Raw genomic sequence first — 14,459 nt, 5'->3', positions numbered from 1 at the left:
CGGGGCCGGCATGGGGGCCGGCTCAGAAGTAGTAGGGAAATTTCAGGCTGAACGAGAAGTCGGGGGCATCCTCGGTCAGGCCGATGGACAGGTTGGGCACGATGGTCAGGTTGTCGGTGGCGGCGAAGGTCAGGCCCACGTTGAAGTTCGCGGCGTTGTAGTCGCTGTTGGTGATCGACTGCCAGTCCTGGCCGTCGGGTCTGATCTTGCTCTTGCTAGCGAACTGGTCGGTGACCGAGAACGACATGCTCATCCGTTCGTTCAGGGCGAAGGCGATGCCGCCGCCGATTTGCCAGGAGTCCCCCAGCTTGACATCGCCCTTCACTTTGCTGTTCACCTGGGGGCTGACATCGCTGAACGAGTCCTGCACGTTGTAGGTATAGGACAGGCTGGCGAACAGCACGGCGGGGTCGAAGGTCTTGACCAGCGAGATCCCTGGGGTGATCGCCCAGACACCGTTGCCGGTGGGCAGGCTTTCTGGAACCGCGAGGTTGTCGTTGGTGGGGTCCTGGATCAGCTTGATGCCATAAGGGTCCTTGCCCGTTGGGGCTTTGACCCGTAGCGTGACCACCGCGTCCGGCCAGTTCTCCGATTCATCGAGAAACTTGTAGGCGACCCCCACGTTGACATCGCCAATGGCCGGATCACGGGTGACCGAGGCATCCGAGGCGCTGGTGCCGGAACCACTGACACCACCTGAGGAATAGGTCGTTTCACGGTAGACAATCGGTACGTTTATGTCGAACTGCCAGCGTTGATCCATGTTGTAGCGGGCGGTCAGGTCCAGCGTCCAGTTATCGGCCTTGATGCGGTCGATGTTGATGTTGCCGAGGAAAATCGAATCCAGCGCCAGGAAACCATTGAGGGTCAGCGCCCGGGTGTCGTAGTGGGTGTAGGTCAGGCCGGTCTCGACGCTGAACTTGCCGCCGCCGAAGAACCCACTGGCCTCGTCGTACAGGTTGGAAACGCTTTGCGCAGGTTCCGAATCTTCCTTGAGCGACTGGCCGTAGGAGCTGCCGCCATTGGCCGTGGCCACGGTTTCGGCGCCCTTGGCTGGCGTCGAGGGCGAGCGCACCAGGCGCTTGGGCGGCGCCAGCGCAGGGGCTTCCTCGACCTGGCGCACACGTTGTTCGAGCACCATCAGGGCGTTCTGCTGGGCTTCGTAGCGCTGTTTCAGCTCGCGAAGCTCCTGCTTGAGCGCCTCGACCGTAGGATCCGCGGCTGCATACAGCGCGGTGGCGGGGGCCAGCGTACTCAAACAGACTACAGCTCTGAACGTCAACGATCGGTGCATGGGTTAGCCGTCCCTTCAGACAACATACGATGAGCGTCAGCGTAGATCAGTATCCGAAGCCGCGAAGCCCTTTGAGCTGGTCAAGATTGCCGTTCAGCGAAGTGGCGGCCATATTGTCGCGCAGCACCACGTTGAGCGAGGTGAGGTTGCTGACCCGGTTGCCGTCGCCCAGCAGCGTCGCGTTCTGCAGCAACCCGCCCTGGGCGATGCGCTGCAGGCTGCTGCCCTGGTTGTTGCTGGCCAGCACATTGAGCTGCACGCCGCCGCCGCTGGCGGAGACGCTCAGCGAGCCGGCGCCATTGGCACCCACCAGCGTGGTGCCGGCGGCCAGCACCTGGCCCTGCTGCGGCATGTCCGGCGCCTGGCTGGCCCTGCTGACGTTGATATCGACGTTGTTGTAGGCGGTGTTGTTGTCGCCGGCCGCCCTGACCACCTGGGTGACGCCTTCGCTGGTGTTCAGGCCGCCGCCGCCGGTGACGGTGCCGCGGCCTTCGGCGTTGCCCAGGCCGGAGCCCTTCTTGTCGATCATCGAGACGTAGAACTGCGGCTTGATGGTGGTCTGCTGGACCTGCATGGAGGAGGTCGCGCCGATGACATCGCCATTGGCGTTCTGCCAGGTGGTGGACATGACGATGCCGAAGCTGACGATGCGCCCGGGCATCACGTAGCGCCCGCGCAGGTTCGCCAGCTCCTGGTCTTTGAGTTCAATGGGCTTGAACGTTTCTGCCTGGACCGGCATGGCGGCGGCCAGGCAGATCAGGGTGAGCCAGGCTGGGGTCTTCATCGGATGCTCCCGGAGCGTCGTGCTCGATTGTCATTAGAAGAAATCGCTGCGGATGAAGCCGAAGTCGATCAGTTCGGCATCTTTGACCGGGGTGAAGCGGTTGACCCTGTCCCTGGCGCTCAGGGGCAATGGCGGGTCGAGCAAGGCATTGGCCTTGTCGTAGCCCTGGCCGATGACGGCGAAGATGATGCCGTTCCAGCCCTTGAGGAAATCCTCGACCTTGTAGCGCTTGTGACCGAGCACCGGGTCGCCGATGTACACCCAGCCTTTGTCTACGCGCTGCAGGACCACGAAATGCTTGTAGCCGCGGATGTCCATCAGCACCACCACCGGGATGCGCACGCTGGCCAGGGTTTCGGCGGCCACTCGGTAGCCGCGCGCGCGCATGCCCAGGCTTTCGACGTAGCGCTTCATGTCGAGCATGGAGAAGCCCTGGACGCGGACCAGGTCCTGGTCGGCGTGGGCCAGCATGCCTTCGATCACCTGCTCCTCGTTCACATCCAGCCAGTAGGCCTGGCGCAGGATGGTTGCCAGCGACGCGGCGCCGCAACTGAAGTCGGTTTTCTGTTGCACCAGGTCGGCGAACTTGCGCTCGCGGATGCTCTGGATGGGCTTGTAGATCACCGCGCCCCCCGGCAACACCGAAAGCGGCATTTGCGCCGCCTCGCTGTAACTGGCCATGCACAGCACAAACGCCAGGGCGATCATACGCATGGTCGGTGCCTCCTGGTCCTGTTCGAAGAAAGGCCCCCCGAAGGGGGCCTCATGGGCGTTGCACTCAGAACGAGGTGTTGGAGATGGCCAGCGAGTTGCTTTGCTGGTTGCCCACACCGGCAGCCACGTTGACACCGAGGTTGCCGCTGCCACCGTTGACCGAGCCGCTCAGGGTAGCGGTGTTGGTCACAGGGTTGGCCCAGCCGGTCGGGGTCAGGACCTGGAACGACACAGTGTTGCTCAGGTCATACGAGCTGGATTCGCTGAAGCTCTTCGAACCCGACTTGGACGACTCGTTGGCCGCGCTGCCCGACTTCTCGTACGAGGAGTCGTAGGCTTTCTCGAACGAAGAGTCGTAGGCCTTCTCGAACGAGGAGCTGGAGGACTTCTCGTGCGATTTCTCATACGAGGCGTCGATCGAGGCGTTGAGCGAGGCATCGAACGAGTCGGTGCGGCTGCGCTCGTGGCGGCCGAAGTCCTGGGTGCGGGTCACGCTGCCGTCTGCCGAGGCTTCCAGCGAGGCGTTGAACGAACCGCTGGCCGACGAGCTGGAGTCACGGCTATGCGAGCCGCTGGCGTTGGAGCTGTTGGAGCCATTGGCGCTCCAGCTGTTGGCGCCGGCCGCTTCCCAGCTCGACGAGGCGCTGCTGTCCTTGCTGTAGTTCGAGTCCTTGTTGTAAGAGGCGCTGCCGGACTTGGTAGTGGTGAACGACAGGGTGTCGACCCGGTAGGTGCGGTCGGCGTTGTTGTTCACGGTCAGGCCTGGGCCGTTCTGGTCGGCCGAGGCGGTGGCGGTGGCGTTGCCCAGTGGCGCATTGGAGTTGGCAATGGCCATGGTGTTTTTCTGCTGGTTGAGATCGCCACCGGCCACGTTGATGCCCATGTTGCCGCTGCCATTGTTGCCCGAGCCGCTCATGATGCCGGAGTTGGTGGTGCCGTAGTTGTCGACCCGGTTGTTGTTGCTGTATTGGCGCACATCGGCGGTGGCCGAGGCGGAGCCGAACACGAAGCTGTTGTCCAGGCTGGAGTCGGCGCCGGCATTGGCGATGGCGGCGGCGTTGTCCTGCTGGTTGCCGGCACCGGCCGCCACGTTGACACCCACGTTGCCGCTGGTGCCGGAGGCCGAGCTGCTCATTTCAGCTTCATTGACAGTCCCTTCGTTGCGGATGCGGTTGCCAGTGCTGCTTTGCTTGTCCCAGGCATTGGCGGTGGCATATACAGGGATCTTGGTCGGAGGAGGGGTGTGGTGACCGTTGTTATGGTGGCCATTATGGTGGTCATTGCCACGCCGGTCGTTCTGCCCAGCTTGTACAGCTACAGCCATGATCGCAGCGATTGCGAAAACCAGAGGCTTGAGTGCCATCGAGGGTTTCATGGTGATTCTCCGTACTTTTCTTAGGTTAAGTGTTGTCTTGCAGGTTTGGGTCAATCAGCGACCCGGATGCTCAGGGTGTTGGCCGTTCGGTTGCCCACCCCGGCACTCTGATTCAACTGCACCACGCCACGGCTACCGGTGAATGCCTGGTCGCTGGTGCTGACCTGGCGATGGCCGGGTGTCGGGGCGGTTGAATCCGAGCTGTTGAGCAGCGCCACGTTCTGTTGCAGAAGGACGCTGTCGTCGATGCTTTGTGGCTGGGCACTGACGCTGATGCGCAGTGCGTTGGCTTGCTGGTTGCTAGCGCCGGCGCCCTGGTTGACCCCGAGGATGCCGTTGCCCTGGCTGAAGGCATTGCCCTGGATACTCGCCTGGGCATCGAGCGCCGGGTCGACCAGGCTGCGCGAGCGCTGGCGGATCTGGGTGCTGGCGGTGGCGTCATGACCGATGGCGATGGCCCGCGCGTTGACCTGCTGCTGCTGGTCGCCGGCGGCCTGGTTGCCCCCCAGGTTGCCCTGGTAGCGGGCGCCGGAGCTGTCGATGGTGGCGCTGTTGACCACCGGGGGTTGGGCGAAGACCGAAGCACTGCACAGGGTGACGAGCATCAGCAGCGAGCGCCTCATGTCACTGGCCTCCATTGAGGATCTTCAGCGCGCCAAGGCCTTGCTGAACGTTGGCATTGACCATGTTGGCGATGCCATTGCCAGCCGAACTCGAGCCGCGGCCGCCGGCAATGTTCGGCAGTTGCGTCTGGGTGTTGATGCTGGTGCCGAGGCTGCTGGTCTGCTGGGTGATCAGCGAATTGATGCCCGCGCCGCTGCTGATGCCGGCGAAGTCACCGTCGCTCAGTTCGTTGGTCTGGCGCAGGATCTGCGCCGAGGGATTGGTGTTGACGGTGACCGGGCTGGGGTCGGGGATCACTGGCGGGCGGATGGCATTGCGTACCTGGACTTCACGGGTGATGACGACGATGCCGTTGTCGGCCTGTACCGGCAGGCTGAGGCCCGAGCCCAGTGCGCAGCCGAGCAGCAGGAGGCGGTACATGCCTTTTTCTGGTTTCCCCACGATGGCAATTCCTTCTTTGGCGTGTCGGCCTGGCGCCGCGCGTTGCCAAGGGCAGAGCAGAAGGTGTGCCGCTTTTTGTTAGCGCCTATGAATCAATGGCTTGTGCGATGTGATAGGCCGGGCCGGCTTGTCGTTGTATCAGTGCTGAGACAAACCCACAGGCGCACTGTCGGCAAACCCGGCATTGACGGGGAATCCACGAGGTTTTCACAAAGCTGTTGCGCGCCTGAGACACTCCCCCCAGATTTGGCGCTGGGCCCGCAAACACGGGGGGCGGGGCGGGGCAGCTTGTAACGGCAGGCTAACACTCGGTGGGGCAGTATGGCGGCTTGCCATCAAGCAGCCGCTGTACCGCCTGCAGCACCACGGCGCTGCGCCACGCCCAGTCGCCATCGATGATCTGCACGGTCTGCCGATGGCGTTGCAACCAGGCCAGGCTATCGTCGAAGAATGCCTGGCGATCTTCCAGCCGTGGTTGGCAGCGCTGTCCGTCGCCGATCCACTCGACGCCCTCGGGGCGCAGCAGCAGGTGCAGGTCGTACTGGCGCTCGGCGAGGGTTTGCTCGAGCCACGCGGGGCAGTCATGGAACAGCGCGCGGCTCCAGAGGATATTGCTCAGCAGGTGGGTGTCGAGGATCAGCAGCTCCGGCGCCTGGGCCCGGCCCTGGTCTTCCCAGTCCAGCTGGCCTCGGGCGATGGTAGGGATGTCGGCGTAACAGGTGTCACGCTGCTCGCGTTCCATGAAGTGGCGTACGTACTCGCCCACCAGCACGCCGCCGAAGTGGGCCTGGATCTCGCCGGCCAACCAGCTCTTGCCGCTGGATTCCGGGCCACACAGCACCAGGACCTTCATGCCGCGACCAGCGCCGGGTCGCGGCGCCACTCCAGCCAGCCGCGCACCGCGATCAGGGTGAACAAGGCATACAAGGCGGCGGTCAGGTACAGCCCCTTGTACAGGAACAGGCCGACGAAGATCACGTCCAGCACAACCCACAGGGCCCAGCATTGCAGGCGCTTCTGCGCCATCCACAGCTGCGCCACCAGGCTGAAGCCGGTGAGGGCGGCATCCAGCCAGGGCTGCGCGGCGTCGGTCCAGTGGGCCATGCCGGCGCCCAGCAGCAGGCTGGCCAGCAGGCCCGCCGCCAGGCCCTTGAGCAGCGGCGCGGCGGCCAGGCGGCTGACCTGGCGGGCGTCCTCGACCCGGTCCGGGCGGGTCCATTGCCACCAGCCGTACAGCTGCAGCACGGCGTAGACCAGTTGCAGGAGCATGTCCGAGTACAGCTTCACTTCGTAGAAGATCCAGCTGTACAGCACCACCATCACCAGGCCGATGGGCCAGCACCAGGGGTTCTGCTTGACGGTGAGCCAGACGGCGATGACGCCGAGCGCGGCGGCGAAGAGTTCGAGGCCGGACATCGGCGATCCTTGGGCTGGGAAAGGGGGCGATGCTACAAGCTTCGAGCGACAGGCTTCAAGCGAAGTCGCTTCATCGCCGGTGTGCGGGCAGGGCGCGCCTTGTGCAGCGAGCCTGCCCCGCGATGGTCATTGTTCTGGCGGGTGCGATGGCGGGGCAACAGCGCTGCCGCACACTCCAAGTCCCCGCGCTACACCTTGAACTGCTTGAGCAGCTGCTCCAGTTCCTCGCTCAACTGCGCCAGGGCACTGCCCGCATCACTGGACTGGCGCGCCGCTTCGGCGGTCTGCTGCGACAGGTCGGCGGTTTCGGTGACGTTGCGGTTGATCTCCTCGACCACATGGGACTGCTGCAAGGTGGCACTGGCGATCGAGGCATTGAGCGCGCCGAGGTTGCCCAGGGCCTGGCTGATGGCATCCAGGCTGCTGCCGGCCTCACGGGCCTGCTCGACGGTCTGGCGCGAAGCCTCGCTGCTGGTATCGATGGCGCGCACCGCTGCCTCCGATTGCCCTTGCAGGTGCTCGATCATGGTCTGGATCTCGGCGGTCGACTGGGCCGTGCGCTGGGCCAGCAGGCGCACTTCGTCGGCGACCACGGCGAAGCCACGGCCCTGTTCACCGGCACGCGCCGCCTCGATGGCGGCATTGAGTGCCAGCAGGTTGGTTTGTTCGGCGATCGAGCGGATCACCTCGAGCACACCGCCGATCTTGGTGCTGTGGCTGGCCAGCTCGCGGATTACCTGTACGGCCTGGTCGATGGTCGCCGAGAGTCGGTCGATCTGTTGCAGGCTGCCATGGATCGCCTGCTGGCCATGGCCAACCTGGGCCTGGGCGTTGCGCATCTCGCTGGCGGCCTGCTCGGCGTGCTTGGCCACGTCGTGCACGGCGTAGGTGACTTCGTTGACGGCGGTGGCCACCTGGTCCATCTGCAGTGACTGCTGGGCGCTGCGGGCCTGGGCTGCGCCTGCGTTGTCGCCGACATGCCCGGCAGACTCGGCCAGGGCATGGGCGGCGCCCTGCAATTGGCCGATCACCCCCTGCAACTTGCCGTTGAACCGGTTGAAGTGTTCGCCCAGGTGGGTGATCTCGTCGCGGCCGTGGGTGTCCAGGCGCCGGGTCAGGTCGCTTTCGCCGCTGGCGATGGTGCCCATGGCCTGTACCGCCTCTTGCAGCGGACGGGCGATGCTGCGGGCGATCAGCATCACCAGCAGGGCCATCGCCAGGGCGATGGCCAGGCCGACCAGCGAGGCATCGCGCAACTGGCGGGCGAACTCGGCTTGCACATCGTCGATGTACACCCCCGAGCCGATGACCCAGCCCCAGGGCTTGAACAGCTGGATGTAGGAGGTCTTGGCCACCGGTTCGCTGGCGCCGGGCTTGGGCCAGCGATAGTCGACCGGGCCTGCGTCCTGGCTGCGCGCCAGGGCGACCATTTCGTTGAACACGGCAAAACCGTCGGGGTCGCGGATCGCCGACAGATCCTGGCCATCGAGCTTGGGATTGGCCGGGTGCATGATCATCTTTGGCTGCAGGTCGTTGATCCAGAAATAGTCGTTGTGGTCGTAGCGCAGCCCGCGCACCACCTGCAGGGCCTGCTGCTGCGCGGCCTCGCGGGTCAGGCTGCCGGCGGCTTCCAGGCCTTGGTAGTAGGCCAGCACGCCGGCGGCGGTCTGCACCACGTGGCGGGTCTTCTCGGCCTTGGCCTGGTAAAGGTCGCCATGCAACTGGCGCAACAGCAACAGGCCCAGGACCACCAGCATGGCCACCGCCACCAGCAGGATCAGCCACAGGCGGCGGCTGATCGACATCGACCTCAGGGTCTTCATGATGCGTTACTCCAGTCTTGTTCTTTTTTTCGTCTGCATCCAAGCATGCTTTGCCACAGGCCCCCAGACGACCAACGGCTAATGGGTAAAACCTGACAAGCCATGTTGCAGGTAATACAGGAGCTGCAACACTGGCTTTGATAAGATTTCGGCCGCGCCAGATGAAACCTTTAGGCCGCTGAACTTTTCAGCTGGCTTCGGGACCAACGGTCGCTGTAAAACAGCGTCGCCGCGTGCGGTACCTGTAGATAAATCAAAATATGCGGCCTGCCACGGGCAGCGTCGCACTTGGGGGATGGATGGATTTTTGGAGTGCCTTGCAGGCAATCATCTTGGGCGTGGTCGAAGGCCTGACGGAGTTTTTGCCGATTTCCAGTACCGGGCACCAGATTATCGTTGCCGACCTGATTGGCTTTGGCGGTGAACGCGCCATGGCGTTCAACATCATCATCCAGCTGGGCGCGATCCTGGCGGTGGTGTGGGAGTTTCGGCGCAAGATCCTCGATGTCGTGCTCGGCTTGCCGACGCAGGCCCCCGCGCGGCGTTTCACCGCCAACCTGCTGATCGCCTTCCTGCCGGCGGTGGTGCTGGGCGTGCTGTTCGCCGACCTGATTCATGAGTACCTGTTCAATCCGGTCACGGTGGCAGCCGCGCTGGTGTCGGGCGGCGTGATCATGCTGTGGGCCGAGCGGCGCGAGCACCGGGTGGAAGTCGACCATGTCGACGGGATGCGCTGGAGCCATGCCTTGAAGATCGGTGTCATCCAGTGCGTGGCGATGATCCCGGGGACCTCACGCTCGGGCTCGACCATCATCGGCGGCCTGTTGTTCGGCCTGTCGCGCAAGGCGGCCACCGAGTTCTCGTTCTTCCTGGCCATGCCGACCATGGTCGGCGCGGCGGTGTATTCGGGGTACAAGTACCGCGAGCTGTTCCAGCCCGGCGACTTGCCGGTGTTCGTCCTGGGCTTCGTGGTGTCGTTCATCTTCGCCATGATTGCCGTGCGCGGACTGCTCAAGTTCATCGCCAACCACAGTTACGCGGTATTTGCCTGGTACCGCATTGCCTTTGGCTTGCTGATCCTGGCCACCTGGGAGTTTGGCTGGGTCGATTGGGCGACGGCGCGCGGCTGATGGCGCGGGCACGGACAGAGGGCCGGGTAGAGGCCCAGGGCGTGCGCAATGCGCGCCTGAAGTTGCTGGTATTGGCGGGGCTGTGCCTGTTGCCGGTGCTGGGCGGCCTGCAGATGGGCCTCAGCGGCCAGTCGTGGTTGCCGTTGGCACTGTATCCGGCGGTGAGCGTGATCAGCCTGCTGTTGTATTGGCAGGACAAGCAGCAGGCACGCACCCAGGCCTGGCGTACGCCGGAAAAGGTGTTGCATGCCAGCGAGCTGCTGGGGGGCTGGCCGGGGGCATTGCTGGCCCAGCAGCTGTTGCGCCACAAGACCCGCAAGCTGTCGTATCAGCTGGTGTTCTGGGCCATTGTTGCGGTGCACCAGCTGTTCTGGATCGATCACCTGCTGCTGAATGGCCGTTGGCTGGGGCACTGGTTCTGATTCCATGCCAGTACATCAGTCCAGCAGCAACCCCACCTGCCGCCGCTTGGGCAAGCGCCGCACCACCAGCTGGTGCGAGCGGCGCAGCAAGTCGCTCATTTCTTCCCGCGCCATGGGATAGGGCTGTTCCAGGCTGACCCACTTGGCCCGCGCCAGGTAGGGCGCCGGGCGTATCCCCGGGCGGTCGCAATAGCCCAGGAACAGCTCGTCGGCTACCTTGAACGCCAGCCCGTCGCCGCTCAAGCCCTGGATCGCGAACATTTTGTTGCCGGCCACCGAGAACACCCGTATGCCGCCCCATTTGTAGTCCTCTTGCGCCCCGGGCAGGGCCAGGCAGAAGGCTGCGACCTGATCTGCCGTCATCCTGTGCTCAGACATAACGCTCTCCACACGCCTCGAACGAAGCCGCCAAGTGGTCGATCCATACCCTGACCGCCGGCAGCAACCCACGCCGGTGCGGGTATACCGCCTGCAGGTAGCCGCCCGGCAGCGACCAGTCTGGCAGCAGGCGCACCAACTCGCCACGCGCCAACTCCTCCTCGCAGAACATGCTGGGCAGGGCGGTAAAGCCCAGGCCCGCGCGTACCGCGGCGTTGCGCACGACGAAGTCGTCGATGGCCAGGCGCGGTTCCAGTGCCACTTCCTGTTCACGGCCGCCGGGTCCGAACAGGCGAAAATGCACCAGGCGGTCGGCCTCGGTCGCCCCCAGCACCGGCAATGTCGCCAGTTGTGCTGGTTCGTTGATATGGTCGGCAAAGCCTGGCGCTGCCACCAGTTGCATCTGCGCCTGGCGCAGGCGGCGGGTGACCAGGGCCGGGTCTTCATCGCCCAGGTCGCGTACCCGCAGGGCCACGTCGATACCCTCGGAGATCAGGTCGACGCGACGGTTGAGCAGCACCATGTCCAGTTGCACCTGAGGGTACTGGGCCAGAAAGCGGCTGATGACATCCGGCAGGAAGGCATGGGCCAGGGCCACCGGGCAGGACACCCGCAGGCGGCCACGGGGTTCGCTGGACATGCTCGCCACCACTTCGTCGGCCATTTCCGCCTCCAGCAGCATGGCCTGGCAGTGGCTCAGGTAGCGTTCGCCCACCGCGGTGAGCTTGAGCTGGCGGGTGGTGCGTTGCAGCAGGCGGGTGCCCAGGCGCTCTTCGAGCTCGGCGATGCGCCGCGACAGCCGCGACTTGGGGATGCCCAGCTGGCGCCCGGCGGCGGCGAAACCACCGGCTTCGACCACCTGGGCGAAGTAGAACAGGTCGTTGAGGTCTTGCATATGGCGGTCTCATTGTTCCATCAGTGGAACAAACTAACGCATTTTTGCCGACTTATCAGCTATTCGCCGTATCGGTAGGATTCTCTCCAACCTGATCGCCCACCGCCGCGGTCTTCATTCACAGGAGAGTCCCATGAAACTGTTGCATATCGATTCGAGCATCCTGGGCGACAATTCCGCCTCCCGCCAACTGAGCCGCGAAGTGGTCGACGCCTGGAAAGCCGTAGATCCGAGCATCGAGGTGGTCTACCGTGACCTGGCCGCCGACGCTATCAGCCATTTCTCCGCCGCCACCCTGGTGGCCGCCGGCACCCCCGAGCAAATGCGCGACGCCGCCCAGGCCCACGAAGCCAAGCTCAGCGCCGAAACCCTGGAAGAGTTCCTGGCCGCCGACGCGGTGGTGATTGGCGCGCCGATGTACAACTTCACCGTGCCCACCCAGCTCAAGGCCTGGATCGACCGCGTGGCCGTCGCCGGCAAGACCTTCCGCTATACCGAAGCCGGCCCTGAAGGGCTGTGCGGCGACAAGAAGGTGATCCTGGTGTCCACCGCCGGTGGCCTGCACCAGGGCCAGCCGACCGGAGTCGGCCATGAGGACTTCCTCAAGGTGTTCCTCGGCTTCATCGGTATCAGTGACCTGGAAATCGTTCGTGCCCACGGCCTGGCCTATGGCCCCGAGCACCGCGCCAAGGCCATCGACGCCGCCCAGGCGCAGATTGCCGGTGAACTGTTCGCCGCTGCCTGACCCAGCATTGCGGCAAGCAAGCCGACTGGCACCCCGTGAGCCAGTCGGCTTTTTTCATCCAGTTTTCATGTGGCCGCGGCGCAGCGGGTTCTATGCTGGCCCATACCGCTGCCCGGCTGACGCACCGCGATGAACCGAACCCGCACCCTGATGGCCCTGTTGCTGTTCGCCGGCCTGTTGGCCCGCGCCGACGCGGCGCCATGGGTTGCCGGCTTGCACCGTCTGACCCTGGCCGACCCGGTCGACGCGCGGCCCATGCAGGCGCTGGTGTTCTATCCGGCCAATGGCCCGGTGCGCAACGTGCGGATCGAGGGCTACCAGACCCAGGTCGCCGAAGAGGCGCCGGTGGCCATGGGGCAGTTCCCGCTGTTGGTGATCTCCCACGGCAACACCGGCAGCCCGATGGCCCTGCACGACCTGGCCAATGGCCTGGCACGCCAGGGGTTCGTGGTGGTGGCGGTGACCCACCCCGGTGACAACAGCCGCGACCACAGTCGCCTGGGCACCCTCAGCAACCTCTATGGCCGCCCTTTGCAGATAAGCGCCGCGATCACGGCGGCGCGTGCCGATGCCTTGCTCGCGCCTTACCTGAATGACGGCAAGGTCGGGGTGATCGGTTATTCGGCCGGGGGTGAAACCGCGTTGATCCTGTCCGGCGCCAGGCCTGACCTCGAGCGTCTGCGCCGCTACTGCAAGGCCCGTCCGGGCGATGGCGATGCCTGCAAGACCCATGGCGTGCTGATTGCCGACCACAGCGAACTGGTGCCACGGGCCGACCCTCGGGTCGGGGCGGTGATGCTGATGGCGCCACAGAGCCTGATGTTCGGGCGTCACGCCCTGGCCGGCGTGCAGGTGCCGGCGTTGATCTACAGCGGCGATCGCGACCAGTTGCTGGCCTGGAGCATAACGCCGACGCCCTGGCGCGCAAGCTGCCGGTCAGCCCGGATTACCGGCTGCTGTCGGGGGCCGGGCACTTCGTGTTCATGGCGCCCTGCGATGCCGAGCAGCACCAGCGCATGCCCGTGCTGTGCACAGACGCCAAGGGTGTCGACCGCCGGCATATCCACCGCTCGTTGCGCAGCGCAAGCACGGCGTTCTTCAGCCAGGCCCTGGGCGCGCCGGCGCCCACCGAGCGTTCAGCCGCGCTGGCTACGCCGGGCCAGCCACCAGCTCAGCGCAACCCCTGACAGCGCGAGCAGGGCGGCGACGCAGAAGATCGAGGTATACCCCAGGTGTACCGCCACCGCGCCCATCACCGGGCCGGCAATGGCCAAGGCCAGGTCGAAGAAAACCGCATAGGCGCCCAGGCCGGCCCCACGGCTGCTGCTCGGCACCTGGCGAATCGCCTCGACGCCCAGCGCCGGGTACACCAGCGACAGGCCGAACCCGGTCAGCCCGGCACCGAGCATCGCCCACAGCGGCGTTGGCGCCAGCCATAGCAGCGCCAGGCCCAGGGCCTCGGTGCTCATGCAGGCGATGGCGACGTTGTAGCCGCCAAAGCGGTTGACCGCGTTGACGAACAGCAGCCGCGAAACGATGAAGCACAAGCCGAAGGCGCTCAGGCACCAGGCCGCGCCAACCCAGCCGCGCTCCAGATAATAGAGGGTGACGAAGGTCGTCAGGGTGCCATAACCGATCGACGCCAGGGTCAGCCCCAGGCCGCAGGGTGCCACCCGGGCGAAGGCCGACCAGAACGGCAGGCGCTCACCACGCACCACCTCCGCATCCGGGTGCCTGCGCAGCGCCGCCAGGGCCAGCAGCGCCAGCACCAGCAGGGCCGGGCCCAGCACCGCGAAGTGCAGCGCATCCACCAGCAGCACCCCCGCCGGCGCGCCAATGGCGATGGCGCCGTAGGAGGCGATACCGTTCCATGAGATCACCCGCGCCGTGTGTTGCGCGCCTAGCTGGCCGATGCCCCAGCTCAGCGTCGCCACCCCGATCAGCCCTTGGGCGATGCCCAGCAGCAGGCGCCCACCCAACAGCAGCGCCAGGCTCAGCCAGGGCAGGGCCTGGGCCCAGGCCGAGAACAGGGTGAGCAGGCCGCAGCCGGCGATACCGTACAAGCCGTAGCGGATGGCGCGCTTGCCGCCCAGGGTGTCGGCCACGCGCCCGGCAAAGGGCCGGCTGAGCAGGGTGGCCAGGTACTGCAGGCCGATGGTCAGGCCGGCAATGACCGCGCCGAAACCGAGTTGATCATGCACGTGGCTGGGCAATACCGCGATCGGCAGGCCGATGCACAGGAAGGCGATGAAGGTGTAGAAGACGATCGAGAGGATCTGCCGGATGATGCCGGGGGTGCTGTGGGGCGTGGTCATGGGCTCGTTCGCGGGCGGGCGGTGGGCTGTGCCCATCATGGCCGCTGCGCGAGGCAAAAGAAAGCAGGCTAACTATCTAACCGCCCAGCCCTCCAGCCCGAGC

At 65.2% G+C, this 14,459-nt stretch carries 15 protein-coding genes and 1 pseudogene; 4 read left to right on the top strand and 12 right to left on the bottom strand.

The window, feature by feature from the left end:
• Positions 1-22: 22 nt before the first annotated feature.
• The 9 genes from NJG22_RS17215 to NJG22_RS17175 all read right to left on the bottom strand — a co-directional run bounded on the left by NJG22_RS17215 (position 23) and on the right by NJG22_RS17175 (position 8,471).
• Complete coding sequence (locus NJG22_RS17215; protein WP_253096217.1) at positions 23-1,294, bottom strand: hypothetical protein; 1,272 nt, start codon at positions 1,292-1,294, stop codon at positions 23-25.
• A gap of 46 nt (positions 1,295-1,340) precedes the next feature.
• Entirely contained in the window at positions 1,341-2,078 is a 738-nt protein-coding gene (locus tag NJG22_RS17210) for a hypothetical protein (RefSeq protein WP_253096216.1), read from the bottom strand.
• 33 nt (positions 2,079-2,111) lie between these two features.
• Positions 2,112-2,792 carry a C39 family peptidase gene (locus NJG22_RS17205; RefSeq protein WP_253096215.1) on the bottom strand — a complete coding sequence of 227 codons (681 nt, stop codon included), beginning with the start codon at positions 2,790-2,792 and terminating at the stop codon, positions 2,112-2,114.
• A 64-nt stretch (positions 2,793-2,856) separates the two neighbouring features.
• Positions 2,857-4,167, bottom strand: coding sequence for a heme utilization protein (locus tag NJG22_RS17200; protein ID WP_253096214.1), 1,311 nt, complete (start codon positions 4,165-4,167; stop codon positions 2,857-2,859).
• A gap of 50 nt (positions 4,168-4,217) precedes the next feature.
• Entirely contained in the window at positions 4,218-4,790 is a 573-nt protein-coding gene (locus NJG22_RS17195; protein ID WP_253096213.1) for an adhesin, read from the bottom strand.
• A gap of 1 nt (position 4,791) precedes the next feature.
• Positions 4,792-5,232 carry a hypothetical protein gene (locus NJG22_RS17190; protein WP_253096212.1) on the bottom strand — a complete coding sequence of 147 codons (441 nt, stop codon included), beginning with the start codon at positions 5,230-5,232 and terminating at the stop codon, positions 4,792-4,794.
• Between the two features lie 301 nt (positions 5,233-5,533).
• Positions 5,534-6,085 (bottom strand): AAA family ATPase, encoded by a 552-nt coding sequence (locus NJG22_RS17185; RefSeq protein ID WP_253096211.1) that lies wholly within the window; start codon positions 6,083-6,085, stop codon positions 5,534-5,536.
• On the bottom strand, positions 6,082-6,648 hold the full coding sequence (gene pnuC, locus NJG22_RS17180; RefSeq protein ID WP_217848156.1) for a nicotinamide riboside transporter PnuC: 567 nt from the start codon (positions 6,646-6,648) through the stop codon (positions 6,082-6,084). Before pnuC ends, NJG22_RS17185 begins: the two co-directional genes overlap by 4 nt.
• Positions 6,649-6,836: 188 nt before the next feature.
• Positions 6,837-8,471 carry a methyl-accepting chemotaxis protein gene (locus NJG22_RS17175; RefSeq protein WP_253096209.1) on the bottom strand — a complete coding sequence of 545 codons (1,635 nt, stop codon included), beginning with the start codon at positions 8,469-8,471 and terminating at the stop codon, positions 6,837-6,839.
• Positions 8,472-8,770: 299 nt separating this feature from the next.
• Here NJG22_RS17175 and NJG22_RS17170 point away from each other — a divergent pair, with 299 nt between their 5' ends.
• Positions 8,771-9,601: an undecaprenyl-diphosphate phosphatase gene (locus tag NJG22_RS17170; RefSeq protein WP_253096207.1), complete on the top strand. Its 831-nt coding sequence runs from the start codon at positions 8,771-8,773 to the stop codon at positions 9,599-9,601.
• Positions 9,601-10,023: a DUF1294 domain-containing protein gene (locus NJG22_RS17165; RefSeq protein WP_253096204.1), complete on the top strand. Its 423-nt coding sequence runs from the start codon at positions 9,601-9,603 to the stop codon at positions 10,021-10,023. Before NJG22_RS17170 ends, NJG22_RS17165 begins: the two co-directional genes overlap by 1 nt.
• A 15-nt stretch (positions 10,024-10,038) precedes the next feature.
• Here NJG22_RS17165 and NJG22_RS17160 read toward each other — a convergent pair whose 3' ends face one another.
• Together NJG22_RS17160 and NJG22_RS17155 are read right to left on the bottom strand one after the other, a co-directional pair.
• Positions 10,039-10,401: an MmcQ/YjbR family DNA-binding protein gene (locus tag NJG22_RS17160; protein WP_253096201.1), complete on the bottom strand. Its 363-nt coding sequence runs from the start codon at positions 10,399-10,401 to the stop codon at positions 10,039-10,041.
• A complete protein-coding gene (locus NJG22_RS17155; protein ID WP_253096198.1) occupies positions 10,394-11,296 on the bottom strand; it encodes a LysR substrate-binding domain-containing protein in 903 nt (300 codons plus the stop codon). Before NJG22_RS17155 ends, NJG22_RS17160 begins: the two co-directional genes overlap by 8 nt.
• A 133-nt stretch (positions 11,297-11,429) precedes the next feature.
• Between NJG22_RS17155 and NJG22_RS17150 the strand changes: the two genes are divergently transcribed.
• Together NJG22_RS17150 and NJG22_RS17145 are read left to right on the top strand one after the other, a co-directional pair.
• The gene (locus tag NJG22_RS17150) at positions 11,430-12,041 is read left to right on the top strand and encodes an FMN-dependent NADH-azoreductase (protein WP_253096196.1); all 612 of its coding nucleotides are present in this window, start codon (positions 11,430-11,432) and stop codon (positions 12,039-12,041) included.
• A gap of 129 nt (positions 12,042-12,170) precedes the next feature.
• Positions 12,171-13,228: pseudogene (locus NJG22_RS17145) on the top strand (dienelactone hydrolase).
• Here the strand turns inward: NJG22_RS17145 and NJG22_RS17140 are convergent.
• Entirely contained in the window at positions 13,178-14,356 is a 1,179-nt protein-coding gene (locus NJG22_RS17140) for an MFS transporter (RefSeq protein WP_253096193.1), read from the bottom strand. The pseudogene NJG22_RS17145 and the gene NJG22_RS17140 sit on opposite strands and share 51 nt — an antisense overlap.
• Positions 14,357-14,459: the final 103 nt, after the last annotated feature.

This window comes from Pseudomonas sp. VA159-2 (assembly GCF_024126635.1).
GTDB lineage: Bacteria > Pseudomonadota > Gammaproteobacteria > Pseudomonadales > Pseudomonadaceae > Aquipseudomonas > Aquipseudomonas muyukensis.
This window is presented reverse-complemented; position numbering and strand designations above follow the sequence as displayed.

What these genes read in the sequence shown, in the direction of transcription:
- NJG22_RS17140 (WP_253096193.1), bottom strand. Translation starts at nt 14,356, where the DNA reads ATGACCACGCCCCACAGCACCCCCGGCATCATCCGGCAGATCCTCTCG.
- NJG22_RS17195 (WP_253096213.1), bottom strand. Translation starts at nt 4,790, where the DNA reads ATGAGGCGCTCGCTGCTGATGCTCGTCACCCTGTGCAGTGCTTCGGTC.
- NJG22_RS17175 (WP_253096209.1), bottom strand. Translation starts at nt 8,471, where the DNA reads ATGAAGACCCTGAGGTCGATGTCGATCAGCCGCCGCCTGTGGCTGATC.
- NJG22_RS17150 (WP_253096196.1), top strand. Translation starts at nt 11,430, where the DNA reads ATGAAACTGTTGCATATCGATTCGAGCATCCTGGGCGACAATTCCGCC.
- pnuC (WP_217848156.1), bottom strand. Translation starts at nt 6,648, where the DNA reads ATGTCCGGCCTCGAACTCTTCGCCGCCGCGCTCGGCGTCATCGCCGTC.
- NJG22_RS17215 (WP_253096217.1), bottom strand. Translation starts at nt 1,294, where the DNA reads ATGCACCGATCGTTGACGTTCAGAGCTGTAGTCTGTTTGAGTACGCTG.
- NJG22_RS17205 (WP_253096215.1), bottom strand. Translation starts at nt 2,792, where the DNA reads ATGCGTATGATCGCCCTGGCGTTTGTGCTGTGCATGGCCAGTTACAGC.
- NJG22_RS17160 (WP_253096201.1), bottom strand. Translation starts at nt 10,401, where the DNA reads ATGTCTGAGCACAGGATGACGGCAGATCAGGTCGCAGCCTTCTGCCTG.
- NJG22_RS17200 (WP_253096214.1), bottom strand. Translation starts at nt 4,167, where the DNA reads ATGAAACCCTCGATGGCACTCAAGCCTCTGGTTTTCGCAATCGCTGCG.
- NJG22_RS17170 (WP_253096207.1), top strand. Translation starts at nt 8,771, where the DNA reads ATGGATTTTTGGAGTGCCTTGCAGGCAATCATCTTGGGCGTGGTCGAA.
- NJG22_RS17165 (WP_253096204.1), top strand. Translation starts at nt 9,601, where the DNA reads ATGGCGCGGGCACGGACAGAGGGCCGGGTAGAGGCCCAGGGCGTGCGC.
- NJG22_RS17155 (WP_253096198.1), bottom strand. Translation starts at nt 11,296, where the DNA reads ATGCAAGACCTCAACGACCTGTTCTACTTCGCCCAGGTGGTCGAAGCC.
- NJG22_RS17185 (WP_253096211.1), bottom strand. Translation starts at nt 6,085, where the DNA reads ATGAAGGTCCTGGTGCTGTGTGGCCCGGAATCCAGCGGCAAGAGCTGG.
- NJG22_RS17210 (WP_253096216.1), bottom strand. Translation starts at nt 2,078, where the DNA reads ATGAAGACCCCAGCCTGGCTCACCCTGATCTGCCTGGCCGCCGCCATG.